This window comes from Lebetimonas sp. JS138 (assembly GCF_000523335.1).
Classification (GTDB): Bacteria; Campylobacterota; Campylobacteria; order Campylobacterales; family Nautiliaceae; genus Lebetimonas.
The window spans coordinates 1,030,113-1,048,289 of record NZ_ATHT01000001.1 but is presented as its reverse complement, the minus strand read 5'-3'; the positions used below and the strand labels follow the sequence as shown (position 1 = coordinate 1,048,289).

The 18,177-nt window shown below is 31.1% G+C and carries 19 protein-coding genes and 3 tRNA genes; 11 read left to right on the top strand and 11 right to left on the bottom strand.

What is annotated here, in order from left to right:
- Positions 1 to 38: 38 nt before the first annotated feature.
- Positions 39 to 347: a NifB/NifX family molybdenum-iron cluster-binding protein gene (locus DZ67_RS0106065; protein WP_024787768.1), complete on the top strand. Its 309-nt coding sequence runs from the start codon at positions 39 to 41 to the stop codon at positions 345 to 347.
- A gap of 63 nt (positions 348 to 410) precedes the next feature.
- Positions 411 to 1,277 carry a YfdX family protein gene (locus DZ67_RS0106060; protein WP_024787767.1) on the top strand — a complete coding sequence of 289 codons (867 nt, stop codon included), beginning with the start codon at positions 411 to 413 and terminating at the stop codon, positions 1,275 to 1,277.
- A gap of 71 nt (positions 1,278 to 1,348) precedes the next feature.
- Here DZ67_RS0106060 and DZ67_RS0106055 read toward each other — a convergent pair.
- A tRNA-Sec gene (locus DZ67_RS0106055) sits at positions 1,349 to 1,447 on the bottom strand.
- A gap of 70 nt (positions 1,448 to 1,517) precedes the next feature.
- Complete coding sequence (locus DZ67_RS0106050; RefSeq protein WP_024787766.1) at positions 1,518 to 1,862, bottom strand: hypothetical protein; 345 nt, start codon at positions 1,860 to 1,862, stop codon at positions 1,518 to 1,520.
- 301 nt (positions 1,863 to 2,163) lie between these two features.
- Between DZ67_RS0106050 and DZ67_RS0106045 the strand changes: the two genes are divergently transcribed.
- The 4 genes from DZ67_RS0106045 (at position 2,164) to DZ67_RS0106030 (ending at position 6,486) form a co-directional block, all read left to right on the top strand.
- Entirely contained in the window at positions 2,164 to 2,466 is a 303-nt protein-coding gene (locus DZ67_RS0106045; protein WP_024787765.1) for a F0F1 ATP synthase subunit C, read from the top strand.
- A 434-nt stretch (positions 2,467 to 2,900) separates the two neighbouring features.
- Positions 2,901 to 4,736, top strand: a complete 1,836-nt coding sequence (thrS, locus tag DZ67_RS0106040; RefSeq protein ID WP_024787764.1) for a threonine--tRNA ligase — start codon at positions 2,901 to 2,903, stop codon at positions 4,734 to 4,736.
- Entirely contained in the window at positions 4,733 to 5,263 is a 531-nt protein-coding gene (gene infC / locus DZ67_RS0106035; RefSeq protein ID WP_024789897.1) for a translation initiation factor IF-3, read from the top strand. Before thrS ends, infC begins: the two co-directional genes overlap by 4 nt.
- Positions 5,263 to 6,486 carry a molybdopterin molybdotransferase MoeA gene (locus tag DZ67_RS0106030; protein ID WP_024787762.1) on the top strand — a complete coding sequence of 408 codons (1,224 nt, stop codon included), beginning with the start codon at positions 5,263 to 5,265 and terminating at the stop codon, positions 6,484 to 6,486. The genes infC and DZ67_RS0106030 overlap by 1 nt, the downstream gene beginning before the upstream one ends.
- Here the strand turns inward: DZ67_RS0106030 and DZ67_RS0106025 are convergent.
- The 6 genes from DZ67_RS0106025 to DZ67_RS0106000 all read right to left on the bottom strand — a co-directional run bounded on the left by DZ67_RS0106025 (position 6,479) and on the right by DZ67_RS0106000 (position 10,826).
- Entirely contained in the window at positions 6,479 to 6,796 is a 318-nt protein-coding gene (locus tag DZ67_RS0106025) for a hypothetical protein (protein WP_024790899.1), read from the bottom strand. The genes DZ67_RS0106030 and DZ67_RS0106025 overlap by 8 nt on opposite strands.
- A gap of 11 nt (positions 6,797 to 6,807) precedes the next feature.
- Positions 6,808 to 7,218, bottom strand: a complete 411-nt coding sequence (locus DZ67_RS10275; RefSeq protein WP_051428193.1) for a hypothetical protein — start codon at positions 7,216 to 7,218, stop codon at positions 6,808 to 6,810.
- The gene (locus DZ67_RS10270; RefSeq protein WP_051428191.1) at positions 7,211 to 7,762 is read right to left on the bottom strand and encodes a rhodanese-like domain-containing protein; all 552 of its coding nucleotides are present in this window, start codon (positions 7,760 to 7,762) and stop codon (positions 7,211 to 7,213) included. Before DZ67_RS10270 ends, DZ67_RS10275 begins: the two co-directional genes overlap by 8 nt.
- Positions 7,752 to 9,788: a molybdopterin oxidoreductase family protein gene (locus DZ67_RS0106015; protein ID WP_035907181.1), complete on the bottom strand. Its 2,037-nt coding sequence runs from the start codon at positions 9,786 to 9,788 to the stop codon at positions 7,752 to 7,754. The genes DZ67_RS10270 and DZ67_RS0106015 overlap by 11 nt, the downstream gene beginning before the upstream one ends.
- A 202-nt stretch (positions 9,789 to 9,990) precedes the next feature.
- Positions 9,991 to 10,066, bottom strand: a tRNA-Asn gene (locus DZ67_RS0106005).
- A gap of 46 nt (positions 10,067 to 10,112) precedes the next feature.
- A complete protein-coding gene (locus DZ67_RS0106000) occupies positions 10,113 to 10,826 on the bottom strand; it encodes an SDR family NAD(P)-dependent oxidoreductase (RefSeq protein ID WP_024787759.1) in 714 nt (237 codons plus the stop codon).
- A 13-nt stretch (positions 10,827 to 10,839) separates the two neighbouring features.
- On the opposite strand from DZ67_RS0106000, the gene DZ67_RS0105995 reads away from it, so the two are divergent.
- Positions 10,840 to 11,565 (top strand): YdcF family protein, encoded by a 726-nt coding sequence (locus DZ67_RS0105995; RefSeq protein WP_024787758.1) that lies wholly within the window; start codon positions 10,840 to 10,842, stop codon positions 11,563 to 11,565.
- Here the strand turns inward: DZ67_RS0105995 and DZ67_RS0105990 are convergent.
- The 3 genes from DZ67_RS0105990 to fabG form a co-directional block, all read right to left on the bottom strand.
- Complete coding sequence (locus DZ67_RS0105990; RefSeq protein ID WP_024787757.1) at positions 11,558 to 12,427, bottom strand: AEC family transporter; 870 nt, start codon at positions 12,425 to 12,427, stop codon at positions 11,558 to 11,560. The genes DZ67_RS0105995 and DZ67_RS0105990 overlap by 8 nt on opposite strands.
- Positions 12,424 to 13,938: a threonine synthase gene (thrC, locus tag DZ67_RS0105985; protein ID WP_024787756.1), complete on the bottom strand. Its 1,515-nt coding sequence runs from the start codon at positions 13,936 to 13,938 to the stop codon at positions 12,424 to 12,426. Before thrC ends, DZ67_RS0105990 begins: the two co-directional genes overlap by 4 nt.
- Before the next feature lie 148 nt (positions 13,939 to 14,086).
- Positions 14,087 to 14,830, bottom strand: a complete 744-nt coding sequence (gene fabG / locus DZ67_RS0105980; RefSeq protein WP_024787755.1) for a 3-oxoacyl-ACP reductase FabG — start codon at positions 14,828 to 14,830, stop codon at positions 14,087 to 14,089.
- A 44-nt stretch (positions 14,831 to 14,874) separates the two neighbouring features.
- Between fabG and mraY the strand changes: the two genes are divergently transcribed.
- From mraY to DZ67_RS0105960, 4 genes are all read left to right on the top strand, one after another.
- On the top strand, positions 14,875 to 15,930 hold the full coding sequence (mraY, locus tag DZ67_RS0105975) for a phospho-N-acetylmuramoyl-pentapeptide-transferase (protein WP_024787754.1): 1,056 nt from the start codon (positions 14,875 to 14,877) through the stop codon (positions 15,928 to 15,930).
- Between the two features lie 52 nt (positions 15,931 to 15,982).
- On the top strand, positions 15,983 to 16,747 hold the full coding sequence (gene sppA / locus DZ67_RS0105970) for a signal peptide peptidase SppA (RefSeq protein ID WP_024791901.1): 765 nt from the start codon (positions 15,983 to 15,985) through the stop codon (positions 16,745 to 16,747).
- A 39-nt stretch (positions 16,748 to 16,786) separates the two neighbouring features.
- The gene (gene murD / locus DZ67_RS0105965) at positions 16,787 to 17,959 is read left to right on the top strand and encodes a UDP-N-acetylmuramoyl-L-alanine--D-glutamate ligase (protein WP_024787752.1); all 1,173 of its coding nucleotides are present in this window, start codon (positions 16,787 to 16,789) and stop codon (positions 17,957 to 17,959) included.
- Positions 17,960 to 18,043: 84 nt separating this feature from the next.
- Positions 18,044 to 18,119, top strand: a tRNA-Phe gene (locus DZ67_RS0105960).
- The last annotated feature ends 58 nt before the right edge of the window (positions 18,120 to 18,177 follow it).

The window sequence follows — 18,177 nt, the reverse complement described above, 5'->3', positions numbered from 1 at the left end:
GGTATTTTTGTTAATATTTTATCAAAAAAAGGATTTTTATGAAAATAATTATAACAAGCGACGGAGAATGGATGACTTCAAAATTTTGTCCACATTTTGAAGAATGTAAATATTTAATTCTTTATGACACTAAAACAAAAGAATATTCTTCTATGAAATCACCTTCATATCAGACAAAAGACAAAACTAAACTAATTAATTTTTTAAAAGCCGTTTTTATGAAGCATATTATAACAGGTGAAAATATTGATGATAAATACTTCAAAGTTTATATACCTCAACAAAAAAAATCGACAGTCGAAGAAGTTATAATCGAGTATTTAAAAAATATAAATAAATATAAATAAAATTGTTGACAATAAACGACTAAAATTATATAATTCTAAAAAATAAAACTTTAGGAGGGAAAAATGAAAAGAATTTTAACATCAGTGGTATTGGCTTCCATTTTGGTATCATCTAGTTTAGCCGCAGATGCAAAAACCGCTCAGGTGAGTAAAAAAGCCGTAATCAAAGCGGAAAAAAAAGCCCAAAACACTGAACTTGCAAATGAAGCGGTAAAAGCTATCCAATATACCCAGGATACATTAATATATATAAGCGGAAAAAATACTAAAAAAGCAAAAGACTCAATAAAAAAAGCTATTGGGGAACTTAGCGATTTATTAAATAGACCTAATACACCTTATCTTTTACCTGTTGATGTTCAAATTAACGCATATCAATATCAAGGAGATGTAAAAGACGTAAAAAAACTTGCAAGTGAAGCAAAAATACTTGTAGCAGAAAATAAATTACCTCAGGCAAGGGAAGTGTTAAATTCTCTGAGAAGCGAAATTGTGATCAAAACAATCAATTTACCTATTGCAACATATCCGGCTGCTCTTAATTTGGCATTAAAATATATAAATGAAGGAAAAGCCAAAGAAGCAAAAGATGTTTTGTCAATGGCACTTTCAACATTGGTAGAAACAGATACCATTATTCCTATCCCGCTTATCAAAGCTCAAGCCCTTGTTAAAAATGCAAGCGAGAGTGTTAAAAAAGACAAAAATCAGGCTTTAAAATATTTGGATGAAGCAAAAAAACAGTTATCTTTAGCTGAAATTTTAGGATATACAAGCACAAGCGATACAACATACAAAATGTTAAAAGAACAAATTACACAGCTTGAAAAAGAGATTAAAAACGGCAATAAAACAGAAAATATATTTAAAAAACTTCTTCAAAAAATCGAAGAATTTAAAGAAAAAGCAGTTAAAACTTTTCACAAATAATTTTCTTTCTCTTTTTTTTTATTTCAATAGTGTCAGACACTAATTATTTATAAATAAAATTTATAATTTTTTGGCGGAAGGGGGAAGGAATCGAACCTTCCGGGCAAACAGTCACCTGCCGCCCCACCGGGTTTGAAGCCCGGGGTGTCCACCGGGATCACATCCCCTCCATCGAAGGGAAAAATTATATCAAAATATTTAAGAAAACGTAAGGCTTCACCGAAGCCCTGTTAAGCGTTATCAGCCAGCTGGAATTTTACCGTTAACCATTCCTACCAAAAAGTCTTTTAAATCGTTAAGTTTATGTTTTTTAACGATTTTTTCAATAGCTTTAGCAGCTTTTTTTTGACCTTTTTTTTCAAGTAGAGAAATTAACGGTTTTGCATTATTTTTAAATAATGCATTAATATCATCAGGTGTTTGAGCACCTATGATTTTAAGGAATTTAGTACCTTTGATATGTGACATTCTTTTCACATATTTTTCGTAATACTTAAATCCTTTGTTGTAATCAGCAAATGCCATTGTTGCTGTGACACTTGCAAGTAGCGCTCCAGCTACCAACATTTTTGCTAAGCGTCTCATGTTTTCTCCTTTTAATTTTATGTGTGCATTCATTAACCTAATGAATACACATTCGGTGTAATTATACAGCCTAAAACTTAAATAAAGCTTAAGATAAGTAAAACTTATCTATGATTATTATATCATAAATTAATTAAAAAAACAATTGAAAAAATATTTTATTTTAATTATTTATACTTATTATTAAAAAACATACCTTGCAAAAAAATTAATTTTTATTTATAATTGCAATGCGCTGTGTGATAAGTAGGGATACGCAAGCCGAACGGACATAGCGTAATAAAATATACAGGAGAAGAAAATGAAAAAAATCACTCTTTTAATGGCAGGATTTTTGGCATTTGCATTTGCAGGTGATTCTACTATGATTCAAGCTTACAGCGTAGTAGCTGCCGTTGTAGGTTTAGGTTTGGCTGCACTTGGTGGTGCTATCGGGATGGGACATACTGCTGCAGCAACAATTGCTGGTACTGCAAGAAATCCTCAGCTTGGCGGTAAATTAATGGGTACAATGTTCATCGCATTAGCGATGATCGAAGCACAAGTTATTTATGCACTTGTACTTGCTTTAATAGCACTTTATGCTAATCCATTCTTAGGATAATCCCTTCTTTTGGGATTTTTCTTTTTAACACAAAAATTTCTCTGACACCTTATTCAATGTAAAATGTATAATTGGAAATAAAAAATAAATGTAAAAACATTTTATTAAAATTTTCTATTTATAATTTTTACTTTTCGTTTTTTAATTTTCCATTATTAATACCAATTATTATAAAAAAATTTACATTTATTTACCATTCACTACTCACTATTCACTCATTATCAAATTGTCAAAATAACCGTAGGGTTGGTATATTTCTCCATTCTCCATTATTTTTTGTTGACATTAAAAATTAATTAAGTTAAAATTCATACCAAAAAAGGGGTTAATTTAATTGAAAATCAAAAATGTAAAATGGAAAATTAATAAAGTAGGATTTTACATTTGATTATTATTTCTACTATTAAACCTTCAAAATACTTCAAAGGACAAAAATGCATAACGATATAATCGGTTATAAATATAATGATAAAATTATTGATATTCAAACAGCTCAGGAAATGGGTATTGAAAATTTAGAACCAATATTTTTTGATAACTCTTCTGAATCACTCGAACTTATAAGACACTCAGCTGCCCACTTAATGGCTCAGGCTATAAAAGAGCTTTATCCCGATGCTAAATTTTATGTGGGGCCTAGCATAGAAAACGGATTTTATTATGATTTAAAAACAGAAGAAAGCATTACCGATAAAGATTTAAAAAATATTGAAAAGAAAATGAAAGCCCTTGCTAAGAAAAAAATTCCTATTGAAAAATATTATATTTCAATGGATGAGGCAAGAAAAAAATTTAAAGATGATGAACTGAAACAGGCGGTTCTGGATATGATCAACGAAGACAAGGTTTCTATTTATAAACAGGGGGATTTTGAAGATCTGTGCCGCGGACCCCACGTGCCAAACACCAAATACCTTCAAAACGTAAAACTTCAAAAAGTTGCAGGTGCCTATTTAGGAGGAGACAGTAAAAACGAGATGCTGACAAGAATTTACGGAACCGCTTTTGCAACAAAAGAAGCATTGCAAGAGTATCTTAAAATGCTTGAAGAGGCAAAAAAAAGAGACCACAGAAAACTCGGAACTGAGCTTGAACTTTGGATGTTTGATGAAGAAATCGGGGCGGGTATGCCTATTTGGCTGCCAAAAGGTACACTTCTAAGGGGAAATCTTGAAAAACTGTTATATTCCGCACATATAAGAAGAAATTACCTGCCCGTAAAAGGTCCCGAACTTCTAAGAAGCCATATGTGGAAAATTTCAGGGCATTATTACAACTACAAGGAAAATATGTATTTTACAGAAATTGAAAACGACGACCCCAACAAACCGGCGGAAGAATACGGTATTAAACCTATGAACTGCTTAAGTCATGTCAAAATTTTCGGGCATAAAGTAAGAAGTTATAAAGAACTGCCTCTTAGATTTTTTGAATTCGGAACAGTCCACAGACACGAAAAATCAGGCGTTTTACACGGACTTTTAAGAGTTAGGGAATTTACCCAGGATGACGCACATATATTCTGCAGGGACGACCAGATAGAAGATGAAGTAATAAAAGTACTCGAATTTGTAGATGCCATAATGCAAAGATTCGGCTTTGAATATGAAATGGAAATTTCTACAAGACCTGAAAAATCAATAGGAAGCGATGAAATCTGGGAAAAAGCAACCAATGCCCTCAAAGGTGCATTAAACAGACTTAACAGAAATTATGGAATAGACGAAGGCGGTGGGGCATTTTACGGTCCGAAAATAGACATAAAAATTACTGATGCAATAGGGAGAAAATGGCAATGCGGAACAATTCAGGTAGATTTTAACCTGCCTGAAAGATTTGACATAAATTATATTGATGAAAACAACACCAAAAAACGCCCGGTAATGATTCACAGGGCGATTATAGGAAGTTTTGAAAGATTTATAGCAATCCTTACAGAACATTATGCAGGCGAATATCCTACTTTTATAGCCCCTGTTAAAGCGATTTTTGTTCCAATTAATGAAAATCATGTAAATTATGCAAAAGAAATTCAAAAAGAACTTCTTAATGACGATATTATTACCGAAATTTATGACAGCAGTGATTCACTCAATAAAAGAATAAGAAATGCTGAAAAACAAAAAGTCGGATATGTAGTAATTATAGGTGATGAAGAGGTGGAAAATGATTTGGTTGCCATAAGAGACAGAAAAAAAAGAGAACAATATAAATTAAGCAAAGGAGAATTTGTAGAAATGATCAAAAAATTATGCGAGGTTAAATTATGAGTAAAGACAAGGTTTTATTGAACGAAGAAGTAGTTGATTTTACAGACAGAGTAAGATTTGTAGACACCCAAGGTGAGCCTAAAATAGTAGATTCAGCCAAAGCGCTTGAAACAGCATATAATAAAGGTCTTGATTTGGTATGCGTAGCCCCAAATGCCAACCCTCCAGTTGCTAAAGCCATGGATTACGGAAAATACAGATACGAACAGGAAAGAAAGAAAAAAGAAGCAAAGAAAAAACAGGTTAAAATTGAAGTCAAAGAAGTAAAATTTACAAGTAAAATTCAAGACAACGATATAAATTATAAAGTTAAACATATAAAAGATTTTCTTGAAAAAGGAAAACATGTAAAACTAAGAGTTTTTTTAAGAGGAAGAGAACTTGCAACACCTGAGAAAGGTTTTGAAGTTATAAACAGGGTTTGGGAAATGATAAAAGATGTGGCTGAAAAACAAAACGAGCCTAAACTTGAAGGAAATTATATAAATTTACTGGTAACCCCTGTAAAAAAATCCAAGAAAAAATAATGTTAAATAATATTCCCTATAAAGAGGCTTTGGAAGTTTCTTTAAAAGAAAGTTTTTTATCAACTTCCAAAAATGTTTTTATAAATGAAGCATTAGGTTATTTTTTAGCCGAAGATGTAAAAGCCGCTAAAAACAACCCTTCATTTGACAACTCCGCCATGGATGGGTTTGGATTTAAGCATTCAGACAAAAAAAAATTTAAAATTATAAAAACTATTTATGCCGGAGATAAATTTGATGATTTTGATATAAAAAACAATGAATGCGTTAAAATTATGACAGGGGCAAAAATCCCAAAAGGTATAGACACTGTAATTCCGATTGAAAACTGCTTAAAAGTTACAGGTGAATATATTGAAATTCCAGAAATAAAAAAAGGCGCCAATGTAAGAAAAAAAGGCGAAGATATCCAAAAATGGGAAATTTTAATAAAAAAAGGCGAAGAAATAACACCTGAGACAATCGCACTGCTTGCAAGCCAGGGAATTACAAATATAAAAGTATATAAAAAACCTTCTATTGCCATACTTTCAAGCGGAAATGAACTGAAAGAGCCTTATGAAAAAGCCGATGAAGATGAAATATATAACATCAATTCTTACTCAATTTATTCACTCTTAAAAAAATACAGTTTTAATGCCGATATTATCGGAATTGTAGCAGATACTTACGAAGAAACATTAAAAGAAATAAAAAATATACTAAATTTTTATGATGTAATCATAACAAGCGGCGGAATAAGTTTCGGGGAAAAAGATTTTATGTTTAATGTTTTTAAAACCTTGGGATTAAAAGAATTTTTTCACGGAATAATGGTAAAACCCGGACGTCCTACCATGATAGGAAAAATAGGTAAAAAATTTATTTTTGCAATGCCCGGAAATCCTTTAAGCAGTTTTTTAAATATGTTTTGCATAGGAATACCAGTTTTAAGAAAAATGAGCGGTGCAGACAAATATTATCATGAGACTTATTTTGCAAAAAACAAAAACGATTTTAAAGTTAATTCAAAAAAAGACCATACGGCACTCGGATTTTATGAAAACGGAGAATGGGAAGTATATAACAGTTATAAATACGGTTCAGGAATGCTAAAACCCCTCCTTAAATCCAATTCGGTTGCAATTATTCAAAAAGGGAATGAAATAATTACAAAAGATACAATTTTAAAAATCATACCTTTTGTAAATCAGTTTAGCAATAAAAACAATATGTTCAATTAATACCTTTTATATAAAAAACATTTTCTTTTACTTCTTCTAAAATTACATTATATTTTTTAGCCCATTTTTCAATAATCTCTTTTGCTTCATTTAATAATTCCCCGCTATTTTCAATTTTGATTTTTAAATGCGGCACAGAATTTGAAAAAGCAATAAAACCGTTTAAATATTTTAATTTATCATTTAAAGAAACCAAATGATTTTTAATTTTCTTAAAATTTGGAGTATTTTGTTTTATTTTTTCCAATTCTTTAATATTATTCTCAGAATATCCAAGCTGTTTTAAAAGTCCTAAATCTTCTATTTTCATAAATCTCCTTTTTAAAAAATTTTAACAAATTTTTCTTTTATTTCTTTTAATTTTTTCAGTGTTGTTTCAATATCCGTATTTAAAATAAAACAATCTGATTCTTTTTTTTTATAAACTTTGTCATAATAATCCACAAGCAATATTTTTGCCACTTTTTCCAGATTGCCTTTTTCAAAACTGCTGAATATTTCGTTATAACTTTCATTTGATATATATTTTTTAATTTTATTTAAATTTTCGCTAAAAGCATTTTTATCGATATCTCCGTAATATTTCAAAATTCTTTTAATTCTGTCTTCCAAAGGTGCGTTTATTTCTATTTGTGGGAAAGTTTTTATTTTTTTTGTTAAATTCCCGGGAAGCAGTAAATTTCCGAGCCTGGAACTTTCGGCCTCTACAAAAATAGAGTCATTTTTATCCACTTTTCTTAAGAGAAGGCTGTTTTCCTTTTGAACCGAAAGAACTTCCGTAATGATTGGCCAAACCTTCTAAATCAAGACTCGGGTTTAAATTTTGTAATAATTCACTTTTACCGCACCCACTCGGCCCCCTGAGCACCAAAAAATTATTCGGAATATTTTGTAAATATCCGCTGACATATTTTCTATATGCCTTATAGCCTCTGTTTAATTTGTAAACATCAAATCCGAGCTGTCTTAAAATCACATAAAAAGATTCGGAGCGTTTTCCTCCCCTTGCACAGTAAATCAGAATTTTTTTATTTTCAAATTCATTATTTTCAAGATGCGAAGCAATGTTTTTTAAAATATATATAACACCCTTTTTATTGGCGGCTTTTTTGGAAACCTGTTTATATAAATACCCTATTTCGTGATGTTCTTCATTATTTAATACATATAAATTTATACTTCCCGGAATATGGGATTCTTCAAATTCTCTGGGGCTTCTGGTATCTATAATCATATCAAAATCAGTTTTCAGATAATCATTCATATTAATCAACATTTATTATTTCCACCTCCACAGCTTTAAAATTTGGGGTTTTTACTTTATGGTCATGTTCGTCTCCAAAAAGATAATTTATTTTATTTTTTGCAAAATGAAAAGTTGTAAAAAGAGTATAGGGTCTGAGGGAATTTGTAAATTTTACTTTCAAATGCCCGCTCTCTCCGTAATGTGATTTTAATTTAACAGTATTGCTTATTTCGTTTTTATGAACAGGATTTACCAATAAAACATCATCATCATATTTTTTAGTTAATTTTTCCGAATATCTGGTTTGTGCGGCGTTATTATACTGCGCAAGAGCCCTTCCTGTATTTAACCACCATCTTTTTTTATTTTCAAGTATATCTTTTACTTCACCTCTTAAATGGTATTTGTGATAATGAAAATGGCCTTTCCCATCAGGCGTGGAAAAAGTTTTTGTATGCAAAATGGGTGAATCTTTTCCGTCTTTTGTTACTGGCCATTGGAGAGGTTTTTTTTCTAATCTTTCATATGTGGCTCCCTCAAATCTTTTGACTTCTTTTTTTACTTCATTAAAAACCTCTTCGCTTGAATTAAAATTAAAACGCTTTCCTAATTTTTCAGATATTGCCTGCAATACTTCCCAGTCATCAGGCATATCTGATTTAATTAAAGGATTTGAAAGGTGAAGCCTTCTTTCCGCATTTATATAAACACCCACTTTTTCATATGCACTTTTTACACCGAATACAATATCGGCCTTTTTTGTTATAACACTCGCCATAACTTCCAAAACTGCCAAAAAGTCCAAATTTTCAAAAGCTTTATTTATTTTATTCTGATTGGGATGAATATGCAAAATATCTTCCCCCATATTTATTATGGCTTTTATTTTACCTTTTAACATCTCTTCTATTATATCCGGAGTCATCTCCCCTATTTTTTCAGGTATTGCATAATCAGGCCCGTAATAAGGCAAACACCCCACATCGCAGGCACCCTGCACGTTATTCTGACCCCTGAGAGGCAATACCCCTGCACCTTTTTTTCCAATATTACCAGTAAGCATAGCCAAGTTGCTTATGGCGTTAACCGCCTCAGTCCCGTCAATATGCTCCGTTACCCCGAGTCCCCATGTAAAAATTGTTTTTTTGGTTATCAGTTTCGCAATTTCTTCGATTTGCTCTTTTACCTGCTCAAACCCTTTTAATTTTTTGAAAAAATGTTTATCATATTTATCATGAAATAAAAGCTCTTTATATCCTTCGAATTTAACACATCTTTTTTTTATAAAATCAATATCAGTTAAATTGTTTTCAATCAGTTCTTTTGCGATTGCATTTAAAAATAAAAGATTACTTTCAAGCGGCAAAATAACTTTAACATCGGCAAATTTCATAATAGGAATTTCCCTAACATCAACAACTATTATTTTAGCGCCTCTTTTTTTGGCTTTTATTATCCTGCTTGCAACCATCGGGTGTGCAACCGTTGTGTTAGAGCCGATTATAAAAATAACCTCGGCGTCAAAAATTGCATCATAATCCACACTGCTCGCCCCCTCCCCTATACTCATTTTAAGTCCGCTGAGGCTTGGAGCGTGGCAAACCCTTGCACAGTTATCGATATGAGGAGTTTTTATAACTTCCCTTGCAAACTTTTGAAACATCCAGGCACTTTCAACGCTTGTTCTGGCCCCACCTATACAGGCGACAGAATGGGAAGAAAAATTTTTTATAATCTCTTTTAATTTCCATGCGGTTATGTCAACAGCCAAAGACAAAGGAGCTTCATAAAAATTCTCATCAAATTCTTTCAAATTAGCAAGCCTGACCTGAAGCTCAAGCGGCATATTATCAGCGTTATTTTCAATAAATTTATAACTTATCAGATGTTTATTAATTCTGTTGTTTAAAAATTCAAATCCGTATTTTCCTTTTATACAAAGTTCACCACCACTTGAAATTCCGTCTTTAACAGGATTTATTTTTACTATTTTATTATCCTGAATTTTGGCATCTATTTCACATCCTACACCGCAATATGTGCAAACAGATTTCATTAAAAGCCTTTTTTGGATTTAATATATCTTATTTTAAAGATTTTTGCAAGAGAAACACAAAATCAATTATTAAGAGCGTATAAAATTATAAATATAAATAATTCAATAATTATATTAATTCAAAATTTAACATCAATTATCCATGATTCTTTATTAGTGCCAGACACCTTAAAATAAAATTTTACATTTTACATTGATTTTGTGGCTCCGGCGAGAGGACTCGAACCTCTGACCCGACGGTTAACAGCCGTCTGCTCTACCGACTGAGCTACGCCGGAATATTTGTGGATTGAAATTATACATAAAAAATTTTTTTAATGCAAGTTAATTTGCAAATTTTTGCAAAATTTTATCCTGAATATTTAAAGGGAGCAGATTAAACATTTTCAAAATATAATAAAATCTTTTTGGAAAGGCATACTCTTTTTTTTCTTTTTCAATTGCATCAATAATTCTTTTAGCACCTTCGTTTAAATCCATTAAAAATGGCATATAAAAATCGTTTTTTGCAGTTAAATCGGTTTTAATGAATCCAGGCATTATATTTATAACTTTTATATTATATTTTGCTAACATATTTCTAAGACTCTGGGCATATGAATTAAGAGCCCTTTTTGATGCCGAATAAGGAAGAGAGGTTGGAGATGCAATAATTGATGCAAGAGAAGAAATAAATACAATTTTCCCTCTTTTTCTTTTTTGCATATCTGGCACTATGTTTTCTAAAAGTGCGTGAATGCTTAAAAAATTTATTTGAAAAAGTTTTTCAAACTCTTCATACGGAGTAAAATCTGGAGCATGTGGAAGTGAAATTCCGGCATTGCAAATAACTAAATCAATTTCATCAAATCTAAGTTTTCTAACTTCATTAATATTGCTTAAATCACAGACTATAGGAATTATATTTTCATTTTCTTTTTTTAGTTCATTTAACTTAATTTCATCTCTTGCAATGGCAAAAACTTTATTCTTTTTTGCGTAATATCTGGCAAGTTTCCTGCCTATTCCCCTGCTCGCACCTGTTATAATTACATTCAAAAAAGGCTCCTTTATGTTTATAATTTCAAAGCTGTTTACTTATCTTTTCCTGCCGCCAGGAATTTTTATAATTATACTGATATTTGCCGGTATTTTTGCTAAAAAATTAAAATGGCTTTTTTATATATCTGCTTTAACTCTTTACTTACTATCAAATAAATTTGCTGCAAATTTACTTCTTTATCCGCTTGAACATAATTATAATAAAGATTATATCAAACCAAAAGCCGTTGTTGTACTTGGTGGAGGAGTAAATCCAAACGATATATTAAAAGCATATCCCGATGCATTTAAAAGGGAAATTTACGGCTTACTTTTAGCCAAAAAATATAATCTTCCGTTTGTTTATACAGGAGGCGGGATTAAAATAAAAGAAGCCGATTTCATAAAAAAAGATGTTGGAAAATTTAAAAAAATATGTAATTGTAAAATTAAAGATTTTTATGAAAGAAATTCACTTGATACCTATGAAAATGCAAAATTTACTTCAAAAGTTTTTAAAAAATTACATCTAAAAAAAGAGATATTTTTAGTAACAAGTGCATTTCATATGAAAAGGGCTATAAAACTTTTTAAACATTTCGGATTTAAAATCATTCCAAAACCTGTGGGATTTTATTACAAACCTTATTATACAATATGGGACATTTTTCCAAAAGAAGGAAATTTTCATAAAAGTTATAAAGCAATTCATGAATATTTTGGACTTTTGAGTCTTACATTACGAGGAATTAAATAAATAAAAAAGATACAATCAAAAATAAAAAAGTAGTTAAAAGAATTAAAAATGCAACTTTTCTCGGATATAAATCAAAAAGACTTGCCAAATTTACATTTGTAATTGCCAAAGGTGTCATTACTTCCAATAAAATTGTTTTAAAAAAAATTTCGTTAAATCCAAAAATTTTTAAAATCAAAAAAGCGACAAAAGGGAAAACCACAAATTTATTAAAACTTGTTAAAAAAGCCAGTTTAAAACTGACCTCTTTTATTTTTATTTCAGCTATATAAATGCCAAAAATCAGTAATTGGGTAACTATGGAGGCAAAAGCGCCCATTTGAAGTATTTTCATTGTTTCTTTATCAAATTTGATATCAAAAAGGTTAAGCGATATTGCCAAAATCCCTATCCATATAACAGGAATTTTTATAATTTTTTTGAAAGCGTTTTTAAAATCAAATTTTGAGCTTGCATAAAAAAATATACCAAAGGTATAAATAAAAAATATATTTGCAAGATTAATCAAAGTCGCAACACTTGCACCGATTTCTCCAAAAAGTGCATAACTAAGAGGAATCCCTAAATTTCCGGTATTTCCGATTAAAGGAGTTAGAGTTGCTATTATTTTTTCTTTTCTTTCAAGCCCTCTTGAAAAAAAATATGTAAAAATCAGTGCCGTAAAAACAGCCATCAGATAAATCAACGGTGCCAAAACAAGCTCTTTATTTAAAGGAATAAGCATTATGCCCCAAAGGGTAAGAAAAGGCTGGAGAAAATAGGTCGAAAGAATAACCAGGGTTTTTACCTCAATTTCTTTAAAACTTTTTTTAGACAAAAACCCCAGTAAAATAAATAGATATATTCCTAAAACAGTTTTCATTCAGCAATAAATTCTATAATTTTTTCTTTAATTTCTTTTTTATCGATTACAGTTTCTTTAATATCTTTTTCAAAAAGCTCTCTGATTATTTCAGGGGCTGTTACATCTAAGCTGGCTTCAATATATGCAATTGCATCTTTATCGGAAATTGTTCTCTCTTCCAACTCGGCTATTTCCCTTTCAACATCCTCGCCTGTCAGGGCTTTATATATGCTTGGAGCGAATTTTGTCCATTCGGCTGTGGAATAAGCTACAACTTTATTATTAATCAAACTTTTGTTTTTTAAATATTCATAAGCCTTAACGGCTGTAGCGGTGTGTGGGTCCATTAAATAATTGTTTTTTGTATATTTGTTAATAATTTCTTCGCATTCTCCATCAGTTGCAAAATCAGCCAAAAAATCTTCTTTTATTTTTTCGTGTTCTTTAGGAGTTAATTCAAAATACCCTTCTTTTTCAAGATTTTCCATCAATTCTATACATCTTTTTTCTCCAAATTTGTCGAATAAAAGTCTTTCGACATTTGATGATTTTAAAATATCCATGGCAGGTGATATTGTTTTAATTAAATTTTTATCTCTCAAATCATATTTTCCGTATGTGACAAATTCATATAAAACATTGTTTTTATTGCTTGCAATTACAATTTTTTCAATAGGCAAGCCCATTTTTTTAGCATAATATGCCCCGAGTGCGTTTCCGAAATTTCCGCTTGGAATAATAACATCTATTTTATCATTCATTTCTATTTCCATTCTTTCAACGAGTTTCAGATACGCCCAGAAATGATAAACTGTCTGAAAAATAATTCTTCCGAAATTTACACTGTTTGCAGCTGAAAGTTTAATATCGTTTGCTTTTAAAGTTTTTCTAAATTCTTTGTCTTTTAATAAATTTTTAAGTGCCGTTTGTGCATCGTCAAAATTACCCATGATTCCAAGGACTTTTTCATTTTCAGCATCAGTTGTTACCATTTGAAGTTTTTGAACTTCGCTTGTCCCTTTATAAGGATAAAGGCATACCACTTTTATATTTTCTCTGTTTTCAAATGTTTTAAGGGTCGCAGGCCCGGTATCTCCGCTTGTTGCAGCTAAAATTAAATAATTTTCTTCTCTTTTTTTGGCAAGATTTGAGAATATCACTCCAAATGGCTGAAGCGCCATATCCTTAAATGCACGGGTAGGACCGTGCCACAGCTCACCTATAAAAAGATCCTCGTTTATTCTTACCACAGGCACGACTTCTTCATCGTCAAAATTTCTTAAATATGTAAACAGTGCTTTTTCTATTAATTTATTATCAATATCAACTTTAAATTGTTTTAAAATTCCTCTTGCTATATGTGTATAAGGTTTGTCTCCTTGCACATCATAATATTTTAAAAGCCATTTTTCATTAATTTTAGGCAGTTTTTTAGGAACATACAACCCTCCGTTCGGTGCGGCAGGGTCCAAGATAACTTCGCTGAATGTTTTTTCTTTATCTGTCCCACGGGTTCCTATGAATTTCATATCGCTCCTTTAATTTTTTTTCAATTCACAACTTCAAAATCAACATTCAAAATTCATCATTCAAAACTCATAATTCATAATTCAACATTCATAATTATTAACTCACCACCCCGCCGCTTTGCAAGCGGCCGGGCAAGCTCACCACTTATTACATATACATTCCGCCGTTTACTTTAAGGGTTTCCCCTGTTATATAACTTGCCCCGTCACTAAGTAAAAATGCAACCGCATTTGCCACCTCAGCGGGCTTGGCCATTCTTTTTAGAGGGATTTTATTTAAAATTTCTTCTTTTACCTTCCCTGGAAGTTTTTCTGTCATATCGGTTTTTATAAATCCGGGCGTAACAGAATTAAATCTTATGCTTCTGGCTGCCCCTTCAAGCGCAAATGTCTTGGTCATGGAAATAATTCCGCCCTTGCTTGCAACATAATTGACCTGGCCCGCATTACCAGACTCGGCAACAACGCTTGCAACATTTACAACAGCCCCGAATCTTTTTTTACCCATTACTTTAAGTGCTTCCCTGCATCCTATAAAGGTGGAAACCAAATTGGCATCAATTACTTTTTTAAAATCATCAACACTCATTCTCATTGCAAGCTTGTCGTTTGTAATTCCCGCATTGTTTACTAAATAACTGAGTTCGCCGTCACTCTCAATTATAGTTTTTATACCTTCAATAAAGGCTTTCTCATCACTTACATCAAACCCTATCACTCCTGCGATTCCTCCGTCGGATTCAATTTCTTCTTTTAACTTATCGGCTAAGTTTGCAGAGCTTTTGTAATTTATCCAGACTTTCAAGCCCTTTTTGGCTAAAACTCTTGCAATTTCAGCACCAATTCCCCTGCTGGCTCCGGTTATTAATACATTTTTACCGCTAAAAGTCATTTTAACCCTTTTTTTGATACAATTTTACCTAAAAAAGGGATTTTATGCTATATTTTTTATATGAGCATTTTCATATACACCTTTTTCATTATCTTTCATTCAGGGCAATATTTGCTTTTTTTACAGCTTTTTTTCTGGCAATATTAACATATCCAATGTTTATAAAATGGGCAAAAAACAAAGCGACCCAGCCTATTTACGAACTCGCCCCCCAAACCCATAAAAGCAAATCATCAACCCCTACAATGGGAGGGGTTGTTTTTATGATTTCATCCTTAACAGCCGTTCTTTTAAGCGCCAAACTCAATAATTTTGTTTTGATTACAATTTTTACGGCCGTTTTTTTTATGATTATAGGAATAATAGACGACTGGGGCAAAATAAAAGCTTCATCCAATCACGCAGGCCTCACACCGAAACAAAAATTTATTTTTCAATGGATAGGCGGGTTTATAGTTGCCTTTTTATTATATAAAAACGGATTTGACACAAAACTTTATATTCCTTTTTATAAACATCCTCTTTTTGATATGGGAATTTTTTCTATAATTTTTTGGGCATTTGTAATTGTGGGAATGAGTAATGCGGTAAACCTTACAGACGGACTTGACGGACTTGCCACCATACCGAGCATATTTGCCCTGCTTACACTCGCTATTTTTGCGTATATTTTAGGAAATGCGATTTATTCTCATTATCTTTTTTATCCTTTTGAAAAAGGTGTGGGAGAACTCAGCATAATAGCATTTGGTTTAATAGGCTCGCTTCTTGGATTTTTGTGGTACAATGCAAATCCTGCAGAAGTTTTTATGGGTGACAGCGGCAGTTTAAGCCTTGGAGCCATTATAGGAATATTGAGTATTTTTACAAAAAACGAAATACTTCTTATTTTTATAGGATTTGTTTTTATAATGGAAACAGTATCGGTAATTTTGCAGGTCGGAAGCTATAAAACAAGAAAAAAAAGAATTTTTAAAATGGCCCCCATTCATCATCATTTTGAAAAATCAGGGTGGATGGAAAATAAAATCACCATACGCTTTTGGATAATTGCACTTATCACAAATATTATTGCTATACTTTCAATAAAGATAAGGTGAAAAATAGTGAGTAGTGAGTGGTGAATGGCCAAATTACAAGTAAAGGAAAAATATGGAAGAAAAGTTGAAAGCCGAGCTTAAAATTTATAAATTAAAAGCATTAAAAGAAAAAATTGTTTTAATAGGAGTTATTTTAATATTACTTGCGGAAGTTTTTATTTTGTTTTTATTTTTTAAAAAAAGTTTTTCGTTTAATAAACCTGTTACAAAACCGTATGTGGCAGAAATTAATATAAATAAAACCATAACAATAAAATATATAAATTCTTTGATGGACAAAATAAACAGACTTAAAAAAGACAAAAACTTAAAAGCCTTTTTATTTATATTTAATACTCCCGGCGGAAGTCCGAGCGGAAGCGATGAATTTAATGCATATCTCAAAGTTTACGCATATGTCGAAAGTATGGCGGCAAGCGGGGGATATTATATTATAAGCGCAGTTAAACCGATTGTTGCAAACAAAAACGCAATTGTTGGAAGTATAGGCGTTATTATGCCGCATTACGTAATAGCAAAACTTGCCAAAAAACTCGGTATAGAAGAAGACACCATTACAGTCGGAAAATACAAAGAACCGATAAGCTGGTTTAAAAAAGCAACACCTGAGCAAAAAGAGTATCTGCTTAAACATCTTCTGCTTCCTACTTACAATAATTTTCTTGACACAGTGGCAAAAGACAGAAATATTTCAATTGATAAGCTCAAAAAATATGCAGACGGAAAAATATATATAGCAAGCAGTGTAAAAGGAATTTTGGTTGATCAAACTTCAAGCCTTACGGCATTTAAAGAAAAAATTAAATATAAAACTTAATACTGATTTGGATAATCTGCTAAAAGGATATCTTAATAAATGAAATCTCTGTTTGGATACGGATTAACCACAAAATCCATTGCAAAAAGCGGGGGCTGGGAAATATATGACGACAGATTTAAAAAAATAGAGTTTGATAAATACGGCAATATTCTTTTGCCCCCTTTTCTTTTTAAAGCGGAAAAAAGCCATCTTGAAATAACGTCTCCCGGTATTCCCCCTTATAATTCGTTAATAAAAAAAGCCAAAAATTTAATCAGCGAATTTGATTATTTTAATGAAGCTCCTTTTCAGATATGGGTAACAGGTACAAACGGAAAAACAACAACTACCGAGATGATACATTATCTATTACAAAATTCTGATATTGGTGGAAATATCGGTATTCCACTTGCTGATATGGATAAAAACAAACAATTTTGGGTGATAGAAGCCAGCAGTTTTCAGCTCCATTATACAAAATTTGCGAAACCGAATATTTTTATAATTTTACCTATAAAAGAAGACCATATTTCCTGGCATGGAAGTTTTGAAAATTATGTAAAAGCAAAACTTTCGCCTCTTAAAAGAATGAGTGAAAGAGACGTGGTAATAATGCCAAAAATACTTAATTCACCGACAAAAGCCTTTAAAATCCTTTATGAAAATGAAGAGGATTTACTACATTATTTCGGATTTAAAGAATTTGAATTTAAATCTCCGTTTTTACTTGATGAAATACTGGCAAAAGCTGTTTATTATATTTTGTATTTTAAAGAAAAAAGTTTAAAAAATTTTAAAATAGACCCGCATAAATTAGAAGAAATAAAAGATAAATATGGAAGAATCTGGGTTGATGATTCAAAAGCCACAAATATAGATGCAACATTAAATGCACTCAAAAGATACAAAAATAAAAAAATTTATTTAATTATAGGCGGAGATGATAAAGGTCAAAATTTCGAAGAACTATTTAAATATATGCAAAAACTTGATATTGAACTTTTTATAATAGGGGAAAAAAGAGATTTATTTATTAATTTAGCAAAAAAACATCAAATACCTTTTAATGATACAAAAACACTGCAAAACGCTGTTAATTTAATTGATAAAAAACATAATGAAGATTCACTCGCCCTGCTTAGTCCTGCCTGTGCAAGTTTCGACCAGTTTAAAAGTTATAAAGACAGGGGAAATATTTTTAAAAAAATAATTATGAATTTTGAATTATAAATGCTAAATTTAAGATAAAATTAAATTTAATTACATATAATTTCATTTATTATTTATAATTTAACATTTAAAATTATAAAATTTGCCCAGGTAGCTCAGTCGGTAGAGCAAGGGACTGAAAATCCCTGTGTCGGCGGTTCGATTCCGTCCCTGGGCACCATTTAATCAAATGTATAATTGAAAATGTAAAATGCATAATTAAATAATAATATTTTTAA